The following is a 26342-nucleotide window of genomic DNA, read 5'->3' as shown; positions in this document are numbered from 1 at the left end:
AGGGTTCTTTTCATAGCGAAGATGATTTTTAATAACCGGTTGAACAATTTTTTGTGAAAATGTAAGCGGCTGGATTGAAAGGAAGGGTACTATGGGTAAACCTGTCGTAGCCATTGTCGGAAGACCGAATGTGGGAAAATCCACAATCTTTAACCGGATTGCGGGTGAAAGAATTTCAATAGTAGAAGATACCCCCGGAGTGACGCGGGACCGGATATACAGTTCGGCGGAATGGCTGAATTATGATTTTAACCTGATTGATACGGGCGGAATTGATATCGGAGACGAACCGTTTCTGACACAGATCCGCCAGCAGGCTGAAATCGCCATGGACGAGGCTGATGTGATCATCTTTATGGTGAACGGCCGCGAAGGTGTGACGTCTGCGGATGAAGAGGTGGCAAAAATACTGTACCGGACGAAAAAACCGGTCGTATTAGCCGTTAATAAATTAGATAATACCGAAATGAGAGCGAACATCTATGACTTTTATGCGCTCGGCTTTGGAGAACCGTATCCGATTTCGGGCACACACGGCTTAGGATTGGGAGATTTGCTCGATGCTTGTGCTGAGCATTTTAAAAACATTCCGGAGACGAAGTACAGTGATGATGTCGTTCAATTCTGCCTGATCGGCCGCCCGAATGTCGGAAAATCATCCCTTGTCAATGCGATGCTCGGCGAAGAGCGGGTTATCGTGAGCAACGTAGCCGGAACGACTAGAGACGCAGTGGATACGGCGTTCACCTACAATCAGCAGGAATTTGTAATCGTTGACACGGCGGGAATGAGAAAAAAGGGTAAAGTATATGAAACAACAGAAAAATACAGTGTGCTGCGGGCGTTAAAAGCCATTGACCGCTCAGACGTCGTCGGCGTTGTGCTGAATGCAGAAGAAGGCATCCTTGAGCAGGACAAGCGGATCGCCGGATACGCCCATGAAGCCGGGAAAGCCGTCGTCATTATCGTAAACAAATGGGATGCTGTTGATAAAGACGAGCGCACGATGAAAGAATTTGAACAGAATATTCGGGAACATTTCCAATTTCTCGATTATGCGCCGGTGCTGTTTATGTCGGCACTGACGACAAAGCGGATTCATACACTCATGCCTGCGATTATTAAAGCGAGTGAAAACCACTCTCTCCGCGTGCAGACAAATGTCTTAAATGATGTCATCATGGATGCGGTCGCCATGAATCCGACTCCGACGCACAACGGCTCCCGTCTGAAAATTTACTATGCGACTCAAGTCGCTGTTAAGCCGCCGAGCTTCGTTGTTTTTGTCAACGATCCGGAGCTGATGCATTTTTCTTATGAACGCTTTTTAGAAAACCGAATCCGGGACGCTTTCGGATTTGAAGGTACGCCAATTAAAATATTTGCAAGAGCAAGAAAATAAAAAGGTGTGATACAGAGATGAAAAAAGTGGCAATGCTTGGAGCGGGAAGCTGGGGCACTGCACTTTCTTTAGTGCTGGCTGATAACGGACATCAAGTCATGATGTGGGGACATCGTGCCGAATTGATCGATCAAATCAACGAACTGCATGAAAACAAAGATTATCTGCCGGGGGTGGAGCTATCAAGTTCTATCATCGGTACAGCTGATTTAAGCGAGGCTTTAAAAGGAGCTGACTTCATCATTGTGGCAGTCCCGACAAAAGCCATTCGGGAAGTGCTGAAAAAGGCTCTGCCGTACATCCCGAAACAATCGATTTTTGTTCATGTCAGCAAGGGAATTGAGCCGGATTCGCTTCTCCGCATTTCAGAATTAATGGAAGAGGAGCTGCCTGAGGAGTACAGAAAAGACATCGTCGTGCTTTCAGGGCCGAGCCACGCTGAGGAAGTCGGATTAAGACACCCGACGACTGTTACATCATCTTCAAAAAATATCAAGGCTGCAGAAGCGGTTCAGGATTTATTCATGAACCAGCATTTTCGCGTCTATACCAATCCGGATATGATCGGTGTTGAAATAGGGGGAGCGTTAAAGAATATCATCGCTCTTGCAGCGGGGATTACAGACGGATTGGGATATGGAGATAATGCAAAAGCGGCCTTAATCACCCGAGGTCTTGCTGAAATTGCCAGACTCGGCACAAAGATGGGCGGAAATCCGCTCACCTTTTCCGGCCTGACCGGCGTAGGCGATTTAATCGTGACGTGTACAAGCGTTCATTCCCGAAACTGGCGCGCCGGCAACCTGCTCGGCAAAGGATATAAGCTGGAAGCTGTCCTGGATAAGATGGGGATGGTTGTTGAAGGCGTGCGGACGACGAAAGCTGCGTATCAGCTGTCTCAAAAATACCAAGTGAAAATGCCGATCACAGAGGCGCTTCACCAAGTATTATTTAACGGGCAGAAGGTAGAAACAGCCGTAGAATCCTTAATGGCCAGAGTGAAAACCCATGAGATGGAAGACTTGGTCAACACATTCGAAAACCGGGTGAAGTGACAATACCATGCCGTCAGCATATTCTGAAGTGACGAAAGTCCAAAACGCAGAACTCTCCGGCTGAAATCGCTTAAAACATTTGCTGATTTAGGCAGAAGAGGATGCAGACGTACGCATCTACGCATACTATAGCATCGAAGTCCAAGAGAGTGTATCTCAGACGTACAGGTGAATATAGTCAACTTGACTGAAGCAAAGTCCCCCTCTTTGCTTCAGTTTTTTTGTTTTTTCAATAGATGGAAAACCTGTTGATCTTTTCAACATTTGTATATTAAAATGAAATATAACGCTTACAATGATGGGACGGGGGGCACGAACATGAGTGTGGCATTGATGAAAATGTGGTTTGCGCTTGGTGCTATGGGATTAATGTTTGTTGCAGTGGCCTCTATTTATGTCAGCAGGTACAAAGTGAAAAACAAACTGATAAAAGCAGCGGTTTCTTCACTCGCTTATGCCTGCATGGTCATCTCGGGATTGATCGTGTTAATGGTCGTTTTCAGCGGGCCTGTCAATGAATAAAGCAAAAAGGGGGCGCGGAATGCATAAGTTAAAAATGGCCGTCATAACGGCAATGGCGGTGCTTCTGCTGTCCGGCTGTCTGTACCCTGAAGCAAAAAAAACTGAAAATAAAGTATCTTACAAACATCAGCTTCAGCAGGTGCAAGCGGCAGTGGATGAATTTAAAAAGGCGAACGGCGGACTTCTGCCGATTCAGACAAAAGATATGAAAACACCGCTCTATCAAAAATATCCGATAGATTTTAAGCGGCTCGCGCCCAGATACATAGAGGAGCCGCCGGCCTCAGCTTATGAAAGCGGAGGAATGTACCAATACGTGCTTGTTGATGTGGAACATAAGCCGACCGTCAAGCTGGTCGATCTCCAAATGGCGGAAGCAATCCGCGACATGAAGCTGCGTGTCAAAATGTATCAGGAAAAGCATACATATCCTCCCTATGAGGACGCCGTTTCAAAAGGGCTGTTCACTTTAAATAAAAAAAAGCTCGGCATGAAGGACTCTCCTTCAGTCAAAAGTCCGGTTTCAGGCACGTCTCTGCCGCTTTTAATCGGCGCTGACGGAGAAATCTATGCCGACTATCGCGTCGATCTCGCCCGCTGCCTGAAGGAAAACAAAAAGAAAATCAAACCGGGCGCGGAAATTCAAGATATTTTATGGAAAGAGACTCCTTTCGTCCCGGCCTTTTCAGTCACATACACCGTAAATGAAAAACAGGAACCCGTTTTTTTAGAAAGTCAAACGAAACAGGAATGAACCTTTTTCCCGCGCATACAAATAGGGAGAAAGGTTTTTTTTGATTTTGATAGAAAAGACTGCCTGAAAATTTTCTAAAGATGTCATATTGAAATAGGACAACGTCATACACATATAGTGTCCTGTATTTGATTGGAGAATGGTGAATGAAAAATGATAAGGATAGGAAGTCCGGGAGGGGATCACTTGGAAAAGGTCGATATTTTCAAGGATATCGCTGAACGAACAGGGGGCGATATATACTTAGGAGTCGTTGGCGCTGTCCGTACAGGGAAATCTACATTCATTAAAAAATTTATGGAGCTCGTGGTGCTCCCGAATATCAGCAATGAGGCCGATCGAGCGCGGGCGCAGGATGAGCTTCCGCAAAGCGCAGCAGGAAAAACGATAATGACCACAGAACCAAAATTTGTCCCGAATCAAGCCATGTCCGTTCATGTCGCGGAAGGACTTGATGTCAACATCCGTCTTGTGGATTGTGTGGGATATACGGTTCCCGGGGCGAAGGGATATGAGGATGAAAACGGCCCGAGAATGATCAATACACCTTGGTACGAAGAACCGATTCCCTTTCATGAGGCAGCGGAAATCGGTACGAGAAAAGTCATCCAGGAACACTCCACAATCGGGGTCGTCATTACGACAGACGGCTCAATCGGCGATATTGCGCGGGGCGATTACGTGGAAGCGGAAGAAAGAGTCATCGACGAGCTGAAGGAAGTCGGCAAACCGTTTATTATGGTCATCAACTCGGTAAAACCGTACCACCCGGAAACAGAAGCGCTCAGAGCTGAATTAAGCGCGAAATATGATATTCCCGTCCTGGCCATGAGTGTTGAAAGCATGCGGGAAACAGATGTGTTAAGCGTCCTCAGAGAAGCGCTTTACGAGTTCCCTGTGCTGGAAGTCAATGTCAACCTTCCGAGCTGGGTCATGGTGCTGAAAGAAAATCACTGGCTCAGAGAGAGCTACCAGGAATCAGTGAAAGAAACCGTAAAAGATATTAAACGCCTGCGCGATGTCGACCGGGTTGTCGGCCACTTCAGTGAATTTGAGTTTATTGAAAGCGCCGGTCTGGCCGGAATCGAACTTGGCCAGGGTGTCGCAGAAATTGATTTGTATGCGCCGGATCATTTATATGACCAGATTTTAAAAGAAGTTGTCGGTGTTGAAATCCGCGGGAAAGACCACCTGCTTGAATTAATGCAGGACTTCGCCCACGCGAAAAAAGAATATGATCAGGTATCAGATGCGCTGAAAATGGTGAAACAGACCGGCTACGGCATTGCCGCCCCGGCCTTAGCCGATATGAGCCTTGATGAACCGGAAATCATCAGACAGGGATCAAGGTTCGGAGTAAGGCTCAAAGCGGTCGCTCCGTCCATTCATATGATCAAAGTGGATGTGGAAAGTGAATTCGCGCCGATCATCGGGACGGAAAAACAAAGTGAAGAGCTTGTCCGCTACTTAATGCAGGACTTTGAAGATGATCCGCTTTCTATCTGGAACTCCGATATTTTCGGCAGATCATTGAGCTCTATCGTAAGAGAAGGAATCTCCGCAAAACTGTCACTCATGCCGGAAAATGCGAGATATAAACTGAAAGAAACGCTGGAGAGAATTATTAACGAAGGCTCAGGCGGCCTGATCGCCATTATTTTGTAAGCTGAAGGACCTCTTCCTGAAACGGGGGGTCTTTTTTTATTCTTTTTAGATACTGGAAATCAATCAAGGATTAGGAGGAAAAAAGCAAAAAAAGGAATATTTGTTCGGTAAAACACGTGAAAACCTTGACGAGCAAGGGATTGAGGCTTTAAAATGCTTGATATGGCTTTTTATATGTGTTACTCTACATACAGAAAATCTTCACTTTGTTGGACAAACATTCCTCAAAGTGTCTGTTTTCTTTTGAAAAGCCGTTTACTTGTCTGTTCTTCCCTGCTTTGATTTTTTATCAGACAGGTTTAGAATCAGGCTGAACTGTGAAGAAATGATAATAAACTGCTGATTTGATACCCTTTTGGGAGGAGGTGAAAGGCATGAACAAGACAGAACTAATCAATGCGGTTGCTGAAGCAAGCGAATTGTCTAAAAAAGACGCTACAAAAGCAGTTGATTCTGTTTTTGATACGATTTTAGATGCACTTAAAAACGGTGATAAAATCCAACTGATCGGTTTCGGTAACTTTGAGGTGCGCGAGCGCTCTGCACGTAAAGGACGTAACCCGCAAACAGGTGAAGAAATCGAAATCCCTGCAAGCAAGGTACCTGCTTTCAAACCAGGTAAAGCTCTTAAAGACGCTGTTGCAGGAAAATAATTGTGAATATAGATCGTGTATGCATCTGATACATACACTTTGTTTCTTCACAGAAAAGCCCCTTGATAAAGGGGCTTTTCATATTTAAGCAGCCTCGGTCACCGGGCAGGACTTTCGTTTTGCTTTTGGCGCGGCAAATGTGCTAGAATCGAAATTAAATGTATTCAATGGTGGAGGACACAGACAATGAAAGAAGTTAATAAAGAACAGATTGAACAGGCGGTTCGCCAGATTTTAGAGGCGATTGGAGAAGACCCGGACCGGGAAGGGCTTTTAGATACGCCGAAACGCGTGGCAAAAATGTACGCGGAAGTATTCTCGGGATTAAATGAAGACCCGAAAGAACACTTTAAAACCGTTTTCGGAGAAGACCATGAGGAGCTTGTTCTTGTAAAAGATATCGCGTTTCATTCCATGTGTGAACATCACCTTGTTCCTTTTTACGGAAAAGCGCATATTGCCTACATTCCGCGCGGCGGCAAAGTGACGGGCCTGAGTAAATTGGCGCGGGCGGTGGAAGCCGTCTCAAAACGCCCGCAGCTGCAGGAGCGCATCACTTCAACGATTGCAGAAAGCATCGTAGAGACCTTAGATCCCCACGGCGTCATGGTTGTCGTCGAAGCTGAGCATATGTGCATGACGATGAGGGGCGTAAGAAAGCCGGGCGCAAAAACAGTGACTTCAGCTGTAAGAGGTATTTTTAAAGATGACGCAGCGGCGCGTTCCGAAGTGTTAGAACATATTAAACGTGCGGATTAATAATGATAGAGGGTGCAGATATGAATTCAAAGCATTCAAGTGATTTTGTCGTCATTAAAGCGGTCGAGGACGGCGTGAACGTCATCGGTTTAACGAGAGGAACGGATACGAAATTTCACCATTCCGAAAAACTGGACAAAGGCGAAGTGATTATCGCTCAGTTTACTGAGCATACCTCTGCCATCAAAGTGAGAGGCAACGCCCTCATCCAGACCGCTTACGGAGAAATGAACAGCGAAAAAAAATAAGCCGGCTGTTTCCCGCTTTTGCCAAATGCCCGCAAACGGCGGGAGAATACAGCCAATTTCTTTTTTTTATGCTATAATGATACCTGCGTATAATAATGACGAGTAAATCTCATACATATTAGAATAAATGTGAATTTGGGGACAAGGGTGATATTTTTGCAAGACATCTACGGAACTTTAGCGAATCTAAATACGAAATTAAAACAAAAGCTGTCTCATCCTTATTTAGCGAAACATATTTCTGCGCCTAAAATCGATGAGGATAAGCTTCTTCTTTTTCACGCTTTGTTTGAAGAGGCGGACATTAAGAACAACGACAGAGAAAATTACATAGTAACTGCGATGCTTGTCCAAAGCGCCCTTGATACCCACGATGAAGTGACAACAGCCAGAGCGTTAAAGCGAGACGAAAATAAAAACCGGCAGCTCACCGTGCTTGCCGGCGACTATTTCAGCGGACTGTATTATTCGCTGTTATCTGAAATGAAGGATATCTATATGATTCGGACGCTCGCTACGGCAATTAAAGAAATCAATGAGCATAAAATCCGTCTGTACGATCGGTCTGTCAATGACTTGAATCAATTGATCGAAAGCATGGCGATTGTGGAAGCGGCCCTGTTTCACAGAGTGTCAGACCACTTTAATCTTCCGCGCTGGAAAGAGCTGGCGAGTGATTTTTTTGTATATAAGCGGCTGATGAACGGCAATGCTATATTTCTCGATGTCATCGGCAATATTGTAAAGTCAGGGAAATCAAAGGCTGACATAATGGAAGATGGCTTCCGAAAGGCAAAGCAAAGCATTGAAACGCTGCTGCCGCTCAATTCACCAATCCAAAACCTCATGCTGAACCGGCTTAAAGCGATCAGCCAGGACAAAACATATCATCAGAAAGTGGAAGAAGGGTAATCAACATGCAGGAGTCAAAAGAACAGCGCGTACACGGCGTGTTTGAAAAAATCTATAAAAATTATGACCAAATGAACTCTGTTATCAGTTTTCAGCAGCATAAAAAGTGGCGCGATAAAACGATGCAGATCATGAATGTAAAAGAAGGCGCAAAAGCGCTTGATGTCTGCTGCGGAACGGCTGACTGGACGATTGCCCTCGCAGAAGCGGCCGGAAAAAGCGGCGAAATCAAAGGACTGGATTTCAGCAAAAATATGCTGAGCATCGGTGAGAAAAAAGTGAAAGAGGGCGGTTACAGCCAAATTGAGCTTTTGCACGGAAATGCGATGGAGCTTCCTTTCGCTGATGATTCTTTTGATTTTGTCACCATCGGCTTCGGGCTGCGAAACGTTCCCGACTATCTGACCGTGCTGAAAGAAATGCGGCGGGTCGTCAAACCGGGCGGGCAGGTCGTATGTCTGGAAACATCCCAGCCGGAAATGTTCGGATTCAGACAGGCATATTTTCTTTATTTTAAATACATCATGCCTTTCTTCGGAAAAATGTTTGCGAAGAGCTATAAAGAATATTCTTGGCTTCAAGAATCGGCAAGAGAATTTCCCGGTATGAAAGAACTTGCGCGTCTGTTTGAAGAAGCGGGCCTGACGAATGTCAAATACCATTCGTTTACCGGCGGAGTGGCCGCTACGCATATCGGTTGGAAATGATGAATATACAGATGTTTGGGTGAATGATATGAAATTTAAAATGGCCTATTCTTTTTTAAATGACGATATTGATGTGATCGAAAGGGAGCTTGAGCAAACGGTGCGGTCAGACTATCCCTTGCTGAGTGAAGCCGGGCTCCACCTGCTCCAGGCGGGCGGCAAGCGGATCCGCCCTGTTTTCGTATTGCTTTCCGGCATGTTCGGCGACTATGACATTAATAAAATAAAATATGTTGCGGTGACGCTGGAAATGATTCATATGGCGTCCCTCGTGCATGACGACGTCATTGATGACGCCGAGCTGCGGAGGGGAAAACCGACCATCAAAGCCAAGTGGGACAACCGCATCGCCATGTATACCGGTGATTATATGCTTGCGGGCTCACTTGAGATGATGACGAGATTAGATGAGCCGAAAGCCCACCGGATCCTGTCCAAAACCATCGTAGAAGTATGCCTCGGAGAAATTGAACAGATCAGAGATAAATACAATATGGAGCAAAACCTCAGAACCTATTTGCGCCGCATCAAACGGAAAACGGCTCTTCTCATTGCCGTCAGCTGTCAGCTCGGCGCCATCGCTTCGGGAGCTGATGAGAAGATTCACAAAGCATTATATTGGTTCGGTTATTACGTGGGCATGTCCTATCAGATTATTGACGACATTCTTGATTTCACTTCAACGGAAGAGGAACTGGGAAAACCGGTCGGAGGGGATCTGCTGCAAGGAAATGTCACTCTGCCCGTTTTGTACGCGCTACGTCAGCCTGAATTGAAAAATCAGCTGAAATTAATTAACAGTGAAACAACACAGGAGCAGCTCGCCCCCATTATTGAAAATATTAAACGCACAGACGCGATTGAAAAATCAATGGCCGTCAGTGACAGGTACTTAAAAAAAGCGTTTGAAAAACTGAATACACTGCCGAGAGGACGTGCGCGCTCATCATTGGCCGCCATCGCCAAATATATCGGCAAACGGAAATTTTAAATTCCTTTTACGAACAAGATGTGAACATTCTCCGCCCTGGATTGATTAATTGTCAGAAAGATGTTACGATTTCGGTGTGCAACTTGAAAGCCTATACATAATGATGGGGTGGAGAATCTTATGGAAAAAACTTTTATCATGGTAAAACCGGACGGCGTACAGCGCCAGCTGATCGGAGAGATTTTATCCAGATTTGAGCGTAAGGGCTTACAATTGGCAGGAGCCAAGCTAATGCAAGTTTCAGAACAGATGGCTGAAAACCATTATGCTGAACATAAAGGGAAGCCGTTTTTCGGCGAGCTTGTGGAATTCATTACATCAGGACCCGTATTTGCAATGGTATGGGAAGGGGAAAATGTAGTAGAGATCACAAGACAGCTGATCGGAAAAACGAACCCGAAAGATGCACTGCCCGGCACAATCCGCGGTGACTACGGCATGTTTGTCGGCAAAAATATCATTCACGGTTCAGACTCCTTAGAAAGCGCTGAGAGGGAAATTCACATTTTCTTTAAACAGGAAGAGCTTGTACCGTATCAAAAATTAATGGCCGACTGGGTGTACTAAACCGTCAGCCTTTCTTTTTCTCGTATTATGAAAAGGTTTACATCATTTAAAAAAGACAGAGGCTGCGTTGCCCTGTCTTTTCGTTTCTCACAAATCAGCCTGCGGGCTGATTTTTTTATTGAAATCGTACAAATTAGAAAGAAAACAGGCTATACTAGGACAAAAGACAGCGAGATTGGGAGAGAAGCAATGGAGCCTTACGAAATTTTTATCACCAAGTGGAAACAAATAACCGGCGTTGATTTATCTTTATACAAAGAAGCACAGATGAAAAGGCGGCTGACGTCCCTTTATGAAAAGAAGGGGTTCAGAGATTTTCAGGAATTTGCCGCCGCTTTGGAAGAGGACAAGCTTTTATTAAACGAAACATTGGACAGAATGACGATCAATGTTTCTGAATTTTACCGAAATTATAAACGGTGGGAAGTTCTTGAAACTTCAATTCTTCCGTTAATAAAGCATAACAAACCGTTAAAAATATGGAGTGCGGCCTGTTCAACGGGAGAGGAGCCTTATACTTTGGCTATGATTCTCAATCAGCAGACGGGACTGGCCGGATTTGATATATTGGCGACAGATATTGATGAAAAGGCGCTAAGCAAAGCCAAGCGGGGCATCTATCAGGAACGCTCGCTGCAAGAGGTGCCGGCTTCCGTGAAAAGCCGTTATTTCACCAAGCAGGCTGACAACAGTTATCAAGTAAAACAAGAGATTCAGAACAACATCCGGTTTAAGCGGCACAACCTGCTTGCCGACAGCTATGAACAGGATTTTGATCTGATCGTCTGCCGCAACGTCTTTATTTATTTTACTGAAAAAGCAAAAGAAGAGCTGTATGTGAAAATGGCGGGCAGTCTGAAAAAGGACGGAATTCTGTTTGTCGGCAGTACAGAACAAATTTTCAGCCCGGAAAAATTCGGCCTTGAGAGCACTGATACATTTTTTTATCAAAAAAGATAGAAGACATTTAATGAAAACTTGTGGTATAGTTTTACTTAAAAGCGTTAATGCGATGAAGGGAGAAGAAAGAAATGAGATACTTAACAGCCGGAGAATCACACGGTCCGCAGCTGACGACAATTATAGAAGGTGTGCCTGCGGGGCTTAATATAACTGAAGAAGACATTAATTTTGAGCTTGCCAGACGTCAAAAAGGGCACGGCCGCGGACGCCGCATGCAGATTGAAACGGACAGAGCGAAGATCACAAGCGGCGTGCGGCATGCCCGGACACTCGGTTCACCCATCGCGCTCGTTGTAGAAAATAAAGATTGGACTCACTGGACAAAAATCATGGGCGCCGCACCGATTACAGAAGAAGAAGAAAGTGAAATGAAACGCCAGATTTCAAGACCGAGACCCGGACACGCAGATTTGAACGGTGCTATTAAGTATAATCACCGTGATATGAGAAATGTGTTAGAACGATCTTCCGCGCGTGAGACAACGGTTCGCGTGGCTGCCGGAGCCGTCGCTAAAAAGATTTTAGCGGAGCTTGGCATTAAAGTCGCCGGGCATGTCCTGCAAATCGGCAGCGTAAAAGCAGAGAAAACCGATTACACATCCATTGAGGATCTCAAACGGGTAACGGAAGAATCACCGGTCAGATGCTACGATGAAGAAGCAGGCCGTCAAATGATGGCAGCCATTGATGAAGCGAAGGCAAACGGCGACTCGATCGGCGGAATCGTTGAAGTGATCGTCGAAGGCATGCCGGTCGGTGTCGGAAGCTATGTCCACTATGACCGTAAGCTGGACAGCAAGCTCGCTGCTGCCGTTCTGTCGATTAACGCGTTTAAAGGCGTAGAGTTCGGCATCGGTTTTGAAGCGGCCGGCAAAAACGGCAGTGAAGTTCATGATGAAATCGTATGGGATGAAGAGAAAGGCTATACACGCGCCACAAACAGGCTCGGAGGATTAGAAGGCGGTATGACGACGGGAATGCCGATTGTCGTCCGCGGCGTTATGAAACCGATCCCTACTTTGTACAAGCCGCTGAAAAGCGTCGACATTGAAACGAAAGAACCGTTTACAGCGAGCATTGAACGTTCAGACAGCTGCGCGGTTCCGGCAGCAAGCGTAGTGGCTGAAGCAGCAGTGGCCTGGGAAATCGCAAATGCCGTCGTCGAACAATTCGGGCTTGACCAGATGGACCGCATTAAAGAAAATGTTGAAAACATGAAAAAATTATCGAGGGAATTCTGATGAAAGAGCTTGAGGTTCGGACAGCTTCCTCCGCATATCCCGTATATATCGGTGAAGGCATAAGGAAACAGGCCGCTGCCCTTTTGTCTTCACTGAACAGGCCGCTGACAAAGATCCTTCTCATCATCGATGCTGAAGTTGACCGGCTTTACGGTGATGAGATGTTCCGGCTTTTAAACGAAACATGGCCCGTGAAAAAAGTGATCGTTCCAAGCGGAGAAGAAGCGAAGTCTCTAAAAGAGTATGAACGGATTCAAACGGAAGCGATCGCTTTCCATATGGACCGCTCCTCATGTATGATCGCCTTCGGAGGCGGCGTGACGGGTGATTTGGCCGGCTTTTGCGCAGCAACTTTTATGCGCGGAATTGATTTCATTCAAATGCCGACGACACTGCTTGCCCATGACAGCGCGGTCGGCGGCAAGGTGGCCGTCAACCATAAACTCGGAAAGAACTTAATCGGCGCGTTTTATCAGCCGAAAGCGGTGATTTACGATACGGAGCTACTGAAAACCCTGCCGGAACAAGAGCTGAGATCGGGTATGGCTGAAGTGATCAAACACGCATTTATTGCCGATCATGCTTTTTTAGAAAAACTTCTCACGTTTGACACGTTGCAAGGACTGACAAGCGCTGAGCTGAATGAAATGATTTATAAAGGAATTTCAATCAAATCGGCCGTCGTGCGTGAGGACGAAAAGGAAGAGGGGATAAGAGCTTTTCTGAATTTCGGCCATACGCTCGGCCATGCCGTTGAGGCGGAATACGGCTACGGCCGGATTACACATGGAGATGCGGTCGCCCTCGGCATGCAGTTTGCCCTTTACGTGAGTGAACAGATTGCGGGTTGCAAGATGAACAGGAAAGAACTCACACAATGGCTGATTGGGCTCGGCTACCCGGGAAGCATCAGACAAGATATTGAAACGCCGGTTCTCTCCGCCCGGATGATGAATGATAAAAAAACACGCGGAGGCATGACACAGTTCATCGTGTTAAAAGAATTAGGCGAAGCGCGGGACTGCATGCTTTCAAAAGATGAGCTCGAAAATTTGCTGAACAAATGGCGAATGGAGGAAACAGCATGATGATACGCGGCATTCGCGGAGCAACAACGGTGGAACAAGACACCGAACAAGAAATTTTAGAAAAAACACAGCAGCTGCTTGAAAAAATCATTGAACAAAATGGATGCAAGCCGGAAGACGTTGTACAGATCCTGTTATCCGCCACGCCTGATATCCATTCCGTATTTCCGGCAAAAGCGGTCCGCCGCCTTTCCGGGTGGCAGTACGTCCCGGTGACGTGCATGCAGGAAATGGATGTCACCGGCGCTCTGCAAAAGTGTATCCGTGTCCTGATGACGGTTCAGACGGATACGCCTCAGGATGAAATCAAGCATGTCTATTTAGAAAAAGCCGTTGTGTTAAGGCCGGATTTATCATTGACAAAAAATACTGACATGTAATACGATAAACAAAGCTTAGAAATACACAAGAGTGTGTATAGAGCTGGTAAGTAAGATATTGAACAGTTGAGTTTAGAATAGGGTAGCAGAGAATGAGTTTAGCTGAGCTGAGATAAACACGTTTTTATTCTGCCCAAAAGAAGCCTTTCTTTTGGGTTTATTTCTTATACGCAAGACTCCTCTCACTCTTCATCTCATTCTCCTTACCGTAAGGAGGAGAATCATGAATTTACAATCGGATGTTTCTTTATTTTTAAAGGACAGTCTGACACACCGCACCATTCCAATCGCAGAGACTTTTACGGTCGACACGATCACACCCATTCAGATGGTTGAAAAACTGGACAGAAACATTACGTATTTTTTAGAAAGCAAGGATGAGTCGTCAAGCTGGTCGAGATACTCTTTTATCGGCCTCGATCCTTTTATCACGATTAAAGAGAGTCATAACATATTCACTGCCGCTGATCCAAACGGGCATACGCTTTTTGAAGGCGGAGAATTAAAAGCCGTGCTTGACTGGATGAATGAGAGCTTCCGCATTAAAACACCCGAGCTTGATATCCCATTTGCGGGAGGGGCGGTCGGTTATCTGAGCTATGACATGATTCCTTTGATTGAGCCTTCCGTGCCAAGCCACGCGAAAGTAACAGATTTCGAAAAATGCATGCTGTTTGTCTGCCGGAAAATCATCGCGTACGACCACGAAACGAAACAAGTGCATTTCATTCAGTATGCGGAGCTTAACGGCCGGGAGACGGAGGAAGAAAAGCGGGCCGTTTTTAAAGAGAATTGCGCGGAGCTTCGTAAGCTTATCGGTATTTTGACAGAATCGAAAGATATGAAAGAGCCGTTTTTTTCCAAAGAAACGTTTGACACGCCAAGTTTTGCCGATGTGACATCCAATTATACGAAAGAAGAGTTTATGGCCGGTGTTAATAAACTGAAAGAATATATAAAAGCGGGAGACATTTTTCAAGGGGTGCTTTCGCAAAAGTTTGACATTCCGGTATCCAGGCATTCATTTGAGCTGTACAGGGTGCTCCGCATCATCAATCCTTCACCCTATATGTACTATATCAAACTGCCTGACAGAGACATTGTCGGGAGTTCGCCTGAACGTCTGATCCGCGTGCATGACAGGCACCTGGAAATTCATCCGATTGCCGGAACGAGAAGAAGGGGCGCCGGAAAAGAAGAGGACGAACGCCTGAAAAAAGAGCTGATGAATGACGAAAAAGAAAAAGCTGAACATTACATGCTCGTCGATCTTGCGCGCAATGACATCGGCAGAGTTGCGGAGTACGGTTCCGTAGCCGTTCCGGAATTCACAAAGGTCGTTTCTTTTTCACATGTGATGCACATCATCTCTGTTGTAACCGGCCGTTTAAAGCAGGGCGTCCATCCCGTTGACGCGCTGATGTCGGCATTCCCGGCAGGAACACTCACGGGCGCTCCGAAAATCCGCGCGATGCAGCTTTTAAATGAATTAGAACCGACTTCCAGAGAAACCTATGGCGGATGTATCGCTTATATCGGATTTGACGGGTCAATTGATTCGTGTATTACCATCCGCACCATGAGTGTCAAAAACGGTACGGCATCGGTGCAGGCGGGCGCGGGAATAGTCGCCGATTCCGTCCCGGAAGCCGAATATGAAGAGAGCTGTAACAAAGCGGGGGCGCTTTTAAAAACGATTCAAATCGCAGAAGACATCTTTTCTGGCGGGGAGGAGAAGACGGATGAACAAATTTCTGCAATCGTGCGTTAATGGCCGTACGCTGAAAACCGGAGAAGCCGAAAAGCTGATGGAAATGATGATGAACGGGGACATGTCGCAGTCTGAGATCGGCGGGATTTTATCGGTATTAGCCCACCGAGGTGAAACGGCGGAGGAGCTTGCCGGATTTGTAAAAGTGATGCGGGCGCGGGCACAGACATCAGGTGGCTTGACGGATGTCGTTGATACGTGCGGAACAGGCGGAGACGGGATTTCTACGTTCAACATATCCACGGCAGCGGCAATTACAGCTTCTGCCGCCGGAGCTAAAGTTGCCAAGCACGGAAATCGCTCCGTTTCGTCTAAAAGCGGCAGCGCGGATGTGCTGGAAAAGCTGGGGGTTTCCATTCAAGCCACTCCAGACAGCGTCAAACGCAGCATTGAAATGAAACAAATGGGGTTTTTGTTTGCGCCGCTGTTTCATTCGTCAATGAAGCACGTCGCCGCCGCAAGAAAAGAGCTTGGCTTCCGAACCGTATTTAATCTGCTGGGCCCGCTCAGCAACCCGCTGCAGGTGAAGCGGCAGGTGATCGGCGTCTATTCATTTGATAAAGCGCGCCTGATGGCAAGCGCTCTGGAACAATTTGATGTCAGACATGTCATGCTTGTGTCGGCCCGTGACGGGTTAGATGAACTGTCCATCACAGCACCGACCGATATCATTGAACTGAAAAACGGTGAACGTCTGGAATATTCCGTTTCACCTGAACAATTCGGTTTTACAGAAGGTTCACTAAAGGACATTCAAGTGAGTTCATCGGAAGAAAGCGCGCTCCTCATTCAGAATATTTTTGCAAATAGAGCTCCGTCATCCGCTCTGTATATTACCGCCTTAAATGCGGGCGCGGCCATTTATACGGCAGGTCTTGCAAACGATCTGAAAGAAGGAACGAAAACCGCCTTAGAAGCGATTCAAAACGGAGATGCCAAAAGGCAGCTCGAACGTCTGAAACAGAAAGAGGAAGAAATGTATGCTTGATCAAATCATTCAGCAGAAAAAAGAAGAAATCAAATCCATCGTGCTGCCGGAAACCTGTCAAATTGAACGGAGGTCTTTTAAAAAAGCGCTCCTGAACCCGAACCGTTTTATCGGGCTGATTGCCGAAGTGAAAAAAGCTTCGCCGTCTAAAGGATTGATTAAAGAGCATTTTGTTCCGGAAACGATTGCGGCGGATTATGAAGCGGCTAAAGCCGACGCCCTTTCGGTTCTCACGGATACCCGTTTTTTTCAGGGGAGAAATCAATTTCTGACAGATGTTAAACAAACCGTGTCTCTTCCCGTGCTGAGAAAAGATTTTATTATTGATTCCCTTCAGGTGGAGGAATCGTTCAGGATCGGCGCCGATGCCATTTTGCTGATCGGGGAAGCGCTGGAACCTTCAGAGCTTCATGAGCTTTATCTGGAAGCCCGCGAGAAGGGCATGGACGTTCTCGTTGAAGTCCATGATGAAACTGTGCTTGAACGGATTTTACAAGTGTTTCAGCCGGACATTCTCGGCATAAACAACCGGGACTTAAAAACGTTCCGTACTTCTGTTTCGCAAACGGAAAAAATAGCGCAGCTTGTACCGGACGGCTGCCTGCTGGTCAGCGAAAGCGGCATCGGTTCTTTGGCTGACCTGCAATTCGTCAACAAGCACGGGGCGCAGGCTGTATTGGTCGGAGAATCCTTAATGAGAGAGGATTCGCAGCAAAAGGCGATCCGCGGACTGTTCGGGGAGTGACGATATGAAAAAGCCTGAGTTAAAGTACTGCGGAATACGATCGAAGCGTGATTATGAACTTGCGGCAGCTTCAGAAGCGGATTATCTGGGATTTATTTTTGCCGCAAGCAAACGGAGAGTAACGCCGGATGAGGTCCGGAAATGGAAAGAGCAGGTTCGGACAGACAAGAAACATGTCGGAGTATTTGTAAATGAAACGATAGAAAACATCGCGCAAATCGCCTCTGATCTGGCACTTGACGTCATCCAGCTTCACGGTGATGAATCGCCTGAGGATGCCCGCCGCCTCCGTCCGCTTGTGCGCTCGGAAATATGGAAAGCGCTCCATCACGGGGAAGGGACGCTTCGTCAGATGACTCAATTTGCACCTGCTGTCGACGGCTATGTCATTGATTCTTCAGTAAAAGGAATGAGAGGCGGCACGGGAATCGCGTTTTCATGGGCCCGTGTCCCCTTGTACCGAAAGCAGGCTCAAAATGCAAACAAGCGCTGTTTTATCGCGGGCGGCGTTAATCCTGGAACGATTACCGGCTTACTGAGATCGCGTCCGTGCGGTATAGATCTTGCCAGCGGAATTGAAAAAAACGGACAAAAGGATCAAACACTGATCCGGCTTTTAGAAGAAAGGATGAATCACTATGTATCCATATCCAAATGAAATCGGAAGATACGGCGAATTCGGCGGCAAATTTGTCCCTGAAACATTGATGCGGCCCCTTGAGGAAATCGAAACGGCTTTCAAAGAATTAAAGAATGATCCCGTTTTTCATGCCGAATATAAAAAACTACTGTTAGATTACTCCGGAAGACCGACCGCATTAACGTTCGCAGACAGGGTGTCAGAGTATTTGGGAGGGGCGAAAATCTATCTGAAAAGAGAAGATTTAAACCATACCGGCTCTCATAAAATTAACAACGCGTTAGGCCAGATTCTGCTTGCCAAAAAGATGGGCAAAACGAAAATCATCGCCGAAACCGGTGCGGGACAGCACGGTGTGGCTGCCGCGACAGCCGCCGCAAAATTCGGCTTTAAGTGTACGGTTTTTATGGGTGAAGAAGACGTTGCGCGCCAGTCGCTGAACGTATTCCGGATGAAACTGCTCGGCGCGGAAGTGGTGCCGGTCACAAGCGGAAACGGCACGCTGAAAGATGCGACGAATGAGGCAATCAGGTATTGGGTCCAGCATTGTGAAGATCATTTCTATCTTATCGGTTCTGTAGTGGGTCCGCACCCATATCCGTATATCGTTCGCGAATTTCAGAAAATCATCGGCGAGGAAGCGAAAGAACAGCTCCGACGGGTTGAAGGAACACTCCCGGACAAGGTTGTTGCATGTGTCGGCGGCGGAAGCAATGCGATGGGCATATTTCAGGCCTTTTTAGACGAAGATATTGAGCTGATCGGCGCCGAGGCTGCCGGAAAAGGAATTGATACGCCGCTGCATGCGGCAACGATAGCAAAAGGGACGCTCGGGGTGATTCACGGTTCAATGACCTATTTAATACAAGATGAATACGGGCAGATTATCGAACCGTATTCCATTTCAGCAGGCCTTGATTACCCGGGGATCGGCCCTGAGCACGCCTATCTGCATAAAAGCGGCCGTGTAACGTACGAAAGCGTGACAGACGATGAAGCGATTGCCGCGTTACGTCTGCTTTCTGAAACAGAAGGTATTCTTCCGGCTATTGAATCTGCCCACGCTCTGGCAAAAGCGTTTGAAATGGCAAAAGACATGGATAAAGACAAAATCATTCTCGTCAGTTTGTCGGGAAGAGGAGATAAAGATGTTCATACGCTGATGAATGTTTTGGAAAACGGGGTGGAGACACATGTTTAATCTGCGAGATTCTGAAAAATTATTTATCCCTTTTATTACAGCTGGCGATCCGCTTCCTGACATTTCTGTTGAGCTGGCAATATCATTGCAGAATGCAGGCGCTTCTGCCCTTGAAATCGGCGTTCCTTACACAGATCCGCTTGCGGACGGACCCGTCATACAACGGGCTTCAAAACGGGCTCTGGAAAACGGAATGAATATCGTAAAAGCAATTGAACTTGGCGGCAAAATGAAAAAAAACGGCGTTCATATTCCAATTATCCTCTTTACGTATTATAATCCTGTGTTACAATTAGAAAAAGAATACTTTTTCGCTTTACTGCGGGAAAACGACATAGACGGTCTGCTTGTACCCGACCTTCCATTAGAGGAAAGCGCCCTTTTGCAAATGACATGCAAAAAGGAGAACATCGCTTATATCTCACTGGTTGCGCCGACAAGTGAAGACCGTTTGAAAATAATTACTGAACAGGCCTGCGGCTTTGTGTATTGTGTATCCTCTTTAGGAGTGACGGGGGTACGCAGCGAATTCGATCCGTCTGTATACTCTTTCATTCGTAAGGTGAAAGAATTCAGCTCTGTTCCGGTGGCGGTCGGTTTTGGCATTTCAAACCGCAAACAGGTTGACGGGATGAATGAAATATCTGACGGTGTCGTTGTCGGCAGCGCGCTTGTCAAAAAAGTTGAAGAGCTTAAAACAAAGCTTGTGAATCCCGGAACAAGAGCTGATGCGCTTCTTGAATTTGAAGAATACGCAAAGACGTTCGGGCGACTGTACAGTGTAAAATGAGGTGACTGGATTTGCAGATTAAAGAACAGCTGCGGCAGCTGAAACCGTATCAGCCGGGCAAACCAATAGAAGAAGTGAAAATGGAATACGGGCTTGAGAAAGTAGTAAAACTCGCTTCTAACGAAAATCCGTTCGGCTGTTCACAGGCCGCTAAAGATGCGCTGCATCAGGAGATTGAGCAGCTTGCGCTGTATCCCGACGGTTACAGTGCCGCTTTGAGAACGCGGCTCAGTGAGCATCTGCAGGTCAGTGAATCTTCTATCATTTTTGGCAACGGCTCTGATGAGCTTGTGCAGATTATCTGCCGTTCTTTATTAAATGATCAGGCAAACACGATTACCGCCGCCCCGACTTTCCCGCAATACAGACACAATGCGGTGATTGAAGGCGCTGAGGTGCGCGAGGTGCCGCTCCGCAGTGACGGCGCTCATGATTTGGACCGGATGCTGGAAGCAATTGACGGCAAGACGAAAGTCATATGGGTATGCAACCCCAATAATCCGACGGGGACATATACTTCTGAGCAAGAGCTAATTGCCTTTTTAAACAGAGTTCCCGAGCATATACTCGTTGTACTTGATGAAGCGTACTACGAGTATGTCACGGCGGAAGATTACCCAGAAAGCATTCCGCTTTTAAAGCAATATGCGAATGTCATGATCCTCCGCACCTTCTCTAAAGCGTACGGACTTGCCGCGCTGCGCGTCGGATACGGCATTGCGGACGAAGCGCTGATCCGCCAGATTGAACCGGCGAGAGAGCCGTTCAATACGAGCAGAATCGGTCAGGCTTCGGCACTGGCAGCGCTTGATGACCAGACATTTATTCAGGAATGCGTCGAGAAAAATAAAGCAGGCCTTAAGCAGTATTATGATTTTGCAGAAACTCACGGATTAACTTGTTATCCTTCACAAACCAACTTTGTGCTCATTGATTTTAACCGCCCGGCGGATGAACTGTTCCAAGCCCTGTTGGAAAAAGGATATATCGTCCGCTCAGGACAGGCGCTCGGATTTCCGACAGCGTTAAGGATTACGGTCGGTACGAAAGAGCAGAATGAGGAAATTCTCACAATTTTAGCTGAAATATTATAAGAGGTGATCAAGCATCACCTCTTTGCTCTATTAAAATAGTTGAAAAAGGAAATGAGTGAAATGAAGGATACTATATTGCTTGCGGGGATCGGGCTGATCGGCGGATCGATCGCATTGGCCATCAAAAAGGAGCATCCGCATAAACGGATTATCGGTGTGGATATTTCGGAAGAACAGCTCACTGCCGCGCTGAAGCTCGGAATTATTGACGAACGGGCCGGTTCATTTACGGAAGGGGCGCAGCAAGCATCTGTTGTCATTATCGCCACGCCTGTCGCCCAAACGCTGAAAATGCTCGATGTGCTGGCCGCATCAGACATCACCCATGAACTCCTGATTACGGATGTGGGCAGCACGAAACAGAAAGTCGTCAGCTACGCCGACAAAGTGCTTCCGGCTCACTATCAATTTGTCGGCGGCCATCCGATGGCGGGATCTCATAAATCCGGGGCCGCTGCCGCGAAAGAATTTTTATTCGAAAATGCGTTTTACATTTTAACACCCGGAAAATCAACTTCTAAAGAGTCAGTAATGCATCTGAAGGAACTCTTGAAAGCGGCAAACGCCCACTTTGTGGAGATGACCCCAGAGGAGCATGACGGCGTTACGAGCGTCATCAGCCATTTCCCTCATATCGTTGCTGCAAGCCTCGTACATCAGGCTCATCATGCTGAAGAAGATTATCCGTATTTGAAACGTTTCGCAGCCGGCGGTTTTCGGGACATCACCAGGATCGCCTCAAGCAGTCCGGCGATGTGGAGGGACATACTTCTTCATAACAAAGATAAACTGCTTGACCGCTTCAAAGAATGGAAGCGGGAGATTGACACGATCGAATCTTATGTAGAAAATGAAGATGCGGACAGCCTGTTCGGATATTTTAAAAAAGCGAAAGATTATCGCGACGGTCTGCCGCTCCGTCAAAAAGGAGCGATCCCGTCCTTTTATGACCTTTATGTCGATGTTCCCGATCATCCGGGGGTCATTTCGGAAATTACGGCGATATTGGCAGAAGAAAAAATCAGTATCACCAACATCCGCATTATCGAAACAAGAGAAGATATTAACGGAATTCTCAGAATCAGTTTCCAGACTGATGATGACCGGAAACGCGCGGAAACCTGCATTCAATCCCGCGCCAAATATGACACATTTTACGCTGACTGAGGTGGAAAACATTGAAAAGAGAAAAAGTGACGTCTTTAAACGGTGAAATTCATATTCCGGGGGATAAATCCATCTCCCACCGTTCTGTTATGTTCGGAGCGCTCGCGGAAGGAACGACAACGGTAAAAAACTTTTTGCCCGGAGCCGATTGTCTGAGCACCATTGCCTGCTTCAGAAAAATGGGTGTCTCCATTGAACAAAACGGAAGTGATGTAACGATATACGGGAAGGGCATTGACGCACTTTGTGAGCCTGACAGCCTTCTTGATGTCGGTAATTCCGGCACGACCATCCGCCTGATGCTCGGCATTTTAGCCGGACGCCCATTTCACAGTACGGTAGCGGGCGACGAAAGTATTGCAAAGCGCCCGATGAAGAGGGTGACGGAGCCTTTAAAACAGATGGGAGCCGGGATTGACGGAAGAGCGGACGGAGGATTTACGCCTTTATCCGTAAGAGGCGGACAATTGAAAGGCATTGATTACGTCTCCCCTGTTGCAAGCGCGCAGATCAAATCCGCCGTGCTGCTTGCCGGATTGCAGGCTGAAGGGACGACGACCGTCACTGAGCCTCATAAATCAAGAGACCATACGGAACGGATGCTGAACGCTTTTGGCGCCGAGCTTGCGGAAACGGAGACAAGCGCTTCCGTAACGGGCGGTCAGAAGCTCCGGGGAGCTGATATTTTCGTGCCCGGCGATATTTCTTCAGCGGCCTTTTTCCTCGCGGCAGGCGCTGTCGTTCCAGGAAGCCGGATTGTGCTGAAAAATGTCGGCCTGAACCCGACACGCACGGGAATGATTGATGTCTTAAAGCAAATGGGGGCTTCACTTGAAGTGATTCCTTCAGAAGCGGACAGCGCGGAGCCTTACGGAGACCTTGTTATTGAAACTTCAGATCTGAAAGCGGCAGAAATCGGCGGAGAAATCATTCCCCGTTTAATTGACGAGATCCCGATTATCGCCCTTTTGGCAACGCAGGCTGAAGGCACAACTGTCATTAAAGACGCTGCGGAGCTGAAGGTGAAGGAAACGAACCGGATCGACACCGTCGTATCAGAGCTCCGGAAAATCGGCGCAGACATTGAACCGACTGAAGACGGCATGAAAATACACGGCAAAAAAACGCTTGCAGGCGGAGCCGATGTGTCAAGCCACGGCGACCACCGCATCGGCATGATGCTCGGAATCGCTTCATGCCTGACAGAAGAGCCGATTGACATCCGTGATACTGAGGCGATCCACGTCTCATATCCGACATTTTTTAAGCATTTAGATCAATTAGCCAAAAAAGCCTGAAGACGATTCTTCGGGCTTTTTTCTTCATGTGTCATAAAATTTTGGGCATTGACATAGCTTGTCTTAAACAGAAAATAACAGAAAGGGGGAATGCGTTTTCGTTACAGAAACAGCCGGAACAAATTGTGCTGTCTGCGTATAAAGATGCCGTCCCCTTTTTTGCCGTTTTCCTCTTAACCATTTTCTGATAAACTATAATGCCGGGTGAAGCATCTTATTTGCGGGCAGGCCCTGTCTGAATTATGATAAGAATAACCCGAATAAAAACCCTTTTCATTGGTTGATGAGGTTTAGGAAAAGAAAGGACCGGTCTGATTTGAATACATTGATTCAAGAAGCCATAAAATTAGTTGAAGCAGGTGAAACCGAAAAGGGACTCAAAGCGCTTTCAAAAGCTGAAACGCAGCTTCATGACGAAGACAAAGCCATTGCAGCCCAGCTCTACTATGAATGGGGAAACGCCGAAAAAGCGTTAGCGCTGATCAGTGATCTGCATGACCTTTATCCGGATGAGTCTGAGCTGACGAATTTTTACGCCGAATTGTTAATAGATATTGATGAAGAAGAAAAAGCTCTTGAGGTGCTGGAGACGATTTCTCCGGAAGACCCGTCTTACGCGGAAAGCCTTCTTTTAATGGCTGATCTGTATCAGATGCAGGGCTTATTTGAAGTAAGTGAGCAAAAGCTGTTACAGGCGAAAGCGATGTTACAAGATGAACCTGTTATTGATTTCGCTCTGGGGGAATTATACTTCACTCAGGGATCATACGCAAAAGCCGTTCCTTACTATGAAGAGACGGCAAAAGAACGGCACGAAATCGGCGGCGTAAATGTTCATCAGAGGCTGGCTGAGTCATTGAGCGCGGCGGGTGAATTTGAGGAAGCGATTTCATGGTATGAAAAAGCGGCGGCAGAACATACAGAACCGAATACGATTTTCGGGTACGGGTTCACAGCCTATCAGGCGGGAATGGTCAAAACAGCCATCAAGCAGCTGTCTGATTTAAAAGGGCTTGATCCTTCCTATTCATCGCTTTATATGCCGCTTGCAAAAAGCTACGAGGCAGAAGGCATGTATGAAGATGCATTAAAAACCGCTAAAGAAGGTATTACTTACGATGAATACAATAAAGAGCTTTTTCTCTATGCGGCGAAAATGGCGTTAAAGCTCGGCAACGCAGAAGAAGGCAAAAAGCTTCTTCAGGAAGCGCTGGCGCTCGATCCGGGTTACGTAGAAGCGCTCCATACGCTTTTAGCCGTCTATCATAAAGAAGAAAGCTTTGAAGAGATTATTGATCTGATTCAGGAAGTCCGCGGCTACGGAGAAGAAGATCCGAAATACAATTGGTATTTGGCGGGTGCCTATACAGGCCTTGAGCAATACGCTGAAGCGAAAAAAAGCTTCGAAGCTGCGTATCTCCATTATCAGGATGATCGGGATTTCTTATATGAATACGCTCACTTCTTATTGGAAGAGGGTCTCCAGAAAGAAGCGCTGCCTCTTTTAAAACAAGTGCTTTCAATGGATGGAACAAACGAAGAGCTTGAAGAAACAATCTTACGGATAGAGGATGAATTTTTAAGATAAGCAGGATTTTGGACCATGCTTGCTGAATGTATAAGTGATGTCAGATTATACGATCGATAGAGGAGGGAATTACATGCAGACCCCTGTTTCTGTCAATGAAAAAAAGGATTTTATCCGTTGGTTTTTAAATCATTATCAGCTTAAACGCCGGGAGTGCGTCTGGATTTTAAATTATTTAATGAGTCATGATTCATTAATGGAAAAAGTCCATTTTGTAGAACAAGCTGAATTTTGCCCGCGAGGCATTATCATGTCTACTCATTGCGTTGATGAGGTGCCGTTTAGGTTTTACAAAGAAAATGTCATGACTACGGACGCGGAAAAATCTTTTCACGACATCCGGTTAAATAAACAGCAGGATTTATTTATCCAGCTGAATTTCCGTTCGGCCTACAGCTCACCGGAATATGCCGCTGTTCTTGAATCAAATCCGCATCTGCCGAAAGACCTGTTTGAAAATAAACAGGATCAGGGGATGGCCGAAAAAATATTAGAACATGCCATTTCCACTTTCCAGCGGGAAAAGCTGCTTAAAGATATCGACGAGGCGCTGGACCGCCACGACAAAGAAACATTTGAAAAGCTTTCCCGCCAATTGAATCAGCTCACATAAATGACAGCCTTGCAGAATATGCAAGGCTTGTTGCGTAAAGAGGAGGAACGAGACATGAGATGGAGGGCCGCTGATGCCGATGCCTATTTACAATCTGCGGATTACATTGATACCGCTATCATTCCGTTAATTTCCATAATGTCTTCAGGAGGCTTAAAAGAGGCCGTTGAACAGGGGGAAAGCACCCAATTGCTTTCTGAAGAGCTTGAGCGCCAATTGAAGGGACGGGTATATTTATTCCCCTCTTATACATATGTTGATATAGACCAATCACAAATCGCCCTGCTTCAAAAACTCAAAGAAGAGGTGATGACCAACTTTCGCCACGCCTTGTTCCTGACGGCAGACGAAAAATGGAAGGATTCTGAAATAGGGTCTGATGTCATATACATACCTGCCGTTCCGTTTGAACATATGAAAGACTCTTTAAAGAGAAAAATAGCGGATGACAAGTGCGGAGAAATTTTGAACGTTTTGTTACAGAAGTGGAACAATTCTTAAAAACTCCATACATCCCGCAAAACACCCGTTTTGCCTCTG

At 46.5% G+C, this 26342-nt stretch carries 28 protein-coding genes; all 28 read left to right on the top strand.

All coding sequences use genetic code 11. The features are described 5' to 3' along the window. Nucleotides 1–91 precede the first annotated feature (91 nt). The 28 genes from der to MY7_RS09325 all read left to right on the top strand — a co-directional run bounded on the left by der (nucleotide 92) and on the right by MY7_RS09325 (nucleotide 26303). Nucleotides 92–1402: a ribosome biogenesis GTPase Der gene (gene der, locus MY7_RS09460; protein WP_003153433.1), complete on the top strand. Its 1311-nt coding sequence runs from the start codon at nucleotides 92–94 to the stop codon at nucleotides 1400–1402. A gap of 17 nt (nucleotides 1403–1419) precedes the next feature. Beyond that, nucleotides 1420–2457 (top strand): NAD(P)H-dependent glycerol-3-phosphate dehydrogenase, encoded by a 1038-nt coding sequence (locus tag MY7_RS09455; protein ID WP_003153434.1) that lies wholly within the window; start codon nucleotides 1420–1422, stop codon nucleotides 2455–2457. A gap of 318 nt (nucleotides 2458–2775) precedes the next feature. After that, entirely contained in the window at nucleotides 2776–2979 is a 204-nt protein-coding gene (locus MY7_RS09450; RefSeq protein ID WP_003153435.1) for a DUF2768 domain-containing protein, read from the top strand. A gap of 19 nt (nucleotides 2980–2998) precedes the next feature. Next, nucleotides 2999–3733: a hypothetical protein gene (locus MY7_RS09445; RefSeq protein WP_007612249.1), complete on the top strand. Its 735-nt coding sequence runs from the start codon at nucleotides 2999–3001 to the stop codon at nucleotides 3731–3733. 186 nt (nucleotides 3734–3919) lie between these two features. Then, nucleotides 3920–5398: a stage IV sporulation protein A gene (gene spoIVA, locus MY7_RS09440; protein ID WP_007409454.1), complete on the top strand. Its 1479-nt coding sequence runs from the start codon at nucleotides 3920–3922 to the stop codon at nucleotides 5396–5398. Between the two features lie 374 nt (nucleotides 5399–5772). Then, on the top strand, nucleotides 5773–6051 hold the full coding sequence (gene hbs / locus MY7_RS09435) for a non-specific DNA-binding protein Hbs (RefSeq protein WP_003153447.1): 279 nt from the start codon (nucleotides 5773–5775) through the stop codon (nucleotides 6049–6051). 186 nt (nucleotides 6052–6237) lie between these two features. Then, entirely contained in the window at nucleotides 6238–6810 is a 573-nt protein-coding gene (gene folE, locus MY7_RS09430) for a GTP cyclohydrolase I FolE (protein ID WP_003153448.1), read from the top strand. A gap of 20 nt (nucleotides 6811–6830) precedes the next feature. Next, nucleotides 6831–7058: a trp RNA-binding attenuation protein MtrB gene (mtrB, locus tag MY7_RS09425; RefSeq protein ID WP_003153449.1), complete on the top strand. Its 228-nt coding sequence runs from the start codon at nucleotides 6831–6833 to the stop codon at nucleotides 7056–7058. A 156-nt stretch (nucleotides 7059–7214) separates the two neighbouring features. Beyond that, on the top strand, nucleotides 7215–7970 hold the full coding sequence (hepS, locus tag MY7_RS09420) for a heptaprenyl diphosphate synthase component 1 (RefSeq protein ID WP_029326126.1): 756 nt from the start codon (nucleotides 7215–7217) through the stop codon (nucleotides 7968–7970). A gap of 5 nt (nucleotides 7971–7975) precedes the next feature. Then, nucleotides 7976–8677: a demethylmenaquinone methyltransferase gene (menG, locus tag MY7_RS09415; RefSeq protein ID WP_003153453.1), complete on the top strand. Its 702-nt coding sequence runs from the start codon at nucleotides 7976–7978 to the stop codon at nucleotides 8675–8677. Nucleotides 8678–8705: 28 nt separating this feature from the next. Beyond that, a complete protein-coding gene (gene hepT, locus MY7_RS09410) occupies nucleotides 8706–9668 on the top strand; it encodes a heptaprenyl diphosphate synthase component II (protein ID WP_003153454.1) in 963 nt (320 codons plus the stop codon). A 120-nt stretch (nucleotides 9669–9788) separates the two neighbouring features. Continuing rightward, nucleotides 9789–10235, top strand: coding sequence for a nucleoside-diphosphate kinase (gene ndk, locus MY7_RS09405; protein ID WP_007409456.1), 447 nt, complete (start codon nucleotides 9789–9791; stop codon nucleotides 10233–10235). 189 nt (nucleotides 10236–10424) lie between these two features. Next, nucleotides 10425–11195 (top strand): protein-glutamate O-methyltransferase, encoded by a 771-nt coding sequence (locus MY7_RS09400; protein ID WP_029326127.1) that lies wholly within the window; start codon nucleotides 10425–10427, stop codon nucleotides 11193–11195. Nucleotides 11196–11266: 71 nt separating this feature from the next. Beyond that, nucleotides 11267–12439 carry a chorismate synthase gene (gene aroC, locus MY7_RS09395; protein WP_007612242.1) on the top strand — a complete coding sequence of 391 codons (1173 nt, stop codon included), beginning with the start codon at nucleotides 11267–11269 and terminating at the stop codon, nucleotides 12437–12439. Further along, entirely contained in the window at nucleotides 12439–13527 is a 1089-nt protein-coding gene (aroB, locus tag MY7_RS09390; protein WP_007612241.1) for a 3-dehydroquinate synthase, read from the top strand. Before aroC ends, aroB begins: the two co-directional genes overlap by 1 nt. Continuing rightward, entirely contained in the window at nucleotides 13524–13907 is a 384-nt protein-coding gene (aroH, locus tag MY7_RS09385; RefSeq protein WP_003153463.1) for a chorismate mutase, read from the top strand. The genes aroB and aroH overlap by 4 nt, the downstream gene beginning before the upstream one ends. Nucleotides 13908–14130: 223 nt before the next feature. After that, a complete protein-coding gene (trpE, locus tag MY7_RS09380; protein WP_007612240.1) occupies nucleotides 14131–15678 on the top strand; it encodes an anthranilate synthase component I in 1548 nt (515 codons plus the stop codon). Next, a complete protein-coding gene (gene trpD / locus MY7_RS09375) occupies nucleotides 15650–16666 on the top strand; it encodes an anthranilate phosphoribosyltransferase (RefSeq protein WP_007612239.1) in 1017 nt (338 codons plus the stop codon). Before trpE ends, trpD begins: the two co-directional genes overlap by 29 nt. Beyond that, on the top strand, nucleotides 16659–17411 hold the full coding sequence (gene trpC / locus MY7_RS09370) for an indole-3-glycerol phosphate synthase TrpC (RefSeq protein ID WP_007612237.1): 753 nt from the start codon (nucleotides 16659–16661) through the stop codon (nucleotides 17409–17411). Before trpD ends, trpC begins: the two co-directional genes overlap by 8 nt. Nucleotides 17412–17415: 4 nt before the next feature. Next, the gene (locus tag MY7_RS09365) at nucleotides 17416–18069 is read left to right on the top strand and encodes a phosphoribosylanthranilate isomerase (RefSeq protein WP_007612235.1); all 654 of its coding nucleotides are present in this window, start codon (nucleotides 17416–17418) and stop codon (nucleotides 18067–18069) included. Next, nucleotides 18050–19252, top strand: coding sequence for a tryptophan synthase subunit beta (gene trpB / locus MY7_RS09360; RefSeq protein ID WP_007612231.1), 1203 nt, complete (start codon nucleotides 18050–18052; stop codon nucleotides 19250–19252). Before MY7_RS09365 ends, trpB begins: the two co-directional genes overlap by 20 nt. Beyond that, on the top strand, nucleotides 19245–20042 hold the full coding sequence (gene trpA, locus MY7_RS09355; RefSeq protein ID WP_007612229.1) for a tryptophan synthase subunit alpha: 798 nt from the start codon (nucleotides 19245–19247) through the stop codon (nucleotides 20040–20042). The genes trpB and trpA overlap by 8 nt, the downstream gene beginning before the upstream one ends. Before the next feature lie 11 nt (nucleotides 20043–20053). After that, nucleotides 20054–21136 carry a histidinol-phosphate transaminase gene (hisC, locus tag MY7_RS09350; protein ID WP_007612228.1) on the top strand — a complete coding sequence of 361 codons (1083 nt, stop codon included), beginning with the start codon at nucleotides 20054–20056 and terminating at the stop codon, nucleotides 21134–21136. A gap of 51 nt (nucleotides 21137–21187) precedes the next feature. After that, a complete protein-coding gene (locus MY7_RS09345) occupies nucleotides 21188–22303 on the top strand; it encodes a prephenate dehydrogenase (protein WP_007612226.1) in 1116 nt (371 codons plus the stop codon). Nucleotides 22304–22314: 11 nt separating this feature from the next. Beyond that, a complete protein-coding gene (gene aroA, locus MY7_RS09340) occupies nucleotides 22315–23601 on the top strand; it encodes a 3-phosphoshikimate 1-carboxyvinyltransferase (RefSeq protein ID WP_007612224.1) in 1287 nt (428 codons plus the stop codon). Between the two features lie 316 nt (nucleotides 23602–23917). Continuing rightward, nucleotides 23918–25189, top strand: a complete 1272-nt coding sequence (locus tag MY7_RS09335; protein ID WP_020955994.1) for a tetratricopeptide repeat protein — start codon at nucleotides 23918–23920, stop codon at nucleotides 25187–25189. A gap of 73 nt (nucleotides 25190–25262) precedes the next feature. Continuing rightward, nucleotides 25263–25802: a ReoY family proteolytic degradation factor gene (locus tag MY7_RS09330; protein WP_003153482.1), complete on the top strand. Its 540-nt coding sequence runs from the start codon at nucleotides 25263–25265 to the stop codon at nucleotides 25800–25802. Nucleotides 25803–25856: 54 nt separating this feature from the next. Beyond that, complete coding sequence (locus MY7_RS09325; RefSeq protein ID WP_029326128.1) at nucleotides 25857–26303, top strand: YpiF family protein; 447 nt, start codon at nucleotides 25857–25859, stop codon at nucleotides 26301–26303. Nucleotides 26304–26342: the final 39 nt, after the last annotated feature.

The sequence above is a fragment of the Bacillus sp. 5B6 genome (genome assembly GCF_000259405.1).
Taxonomy (GTDB): Bacteria; Bacillota; Bacilli; order Bacillales; family Bacillaceae; genus Bacillus; species Bacillus velezensis.
The sequence above is the reverse complement of the archived record's forward strand: the minus strand, read 5'-3'. Positions and strand labels throughout refer to the sequence as shown.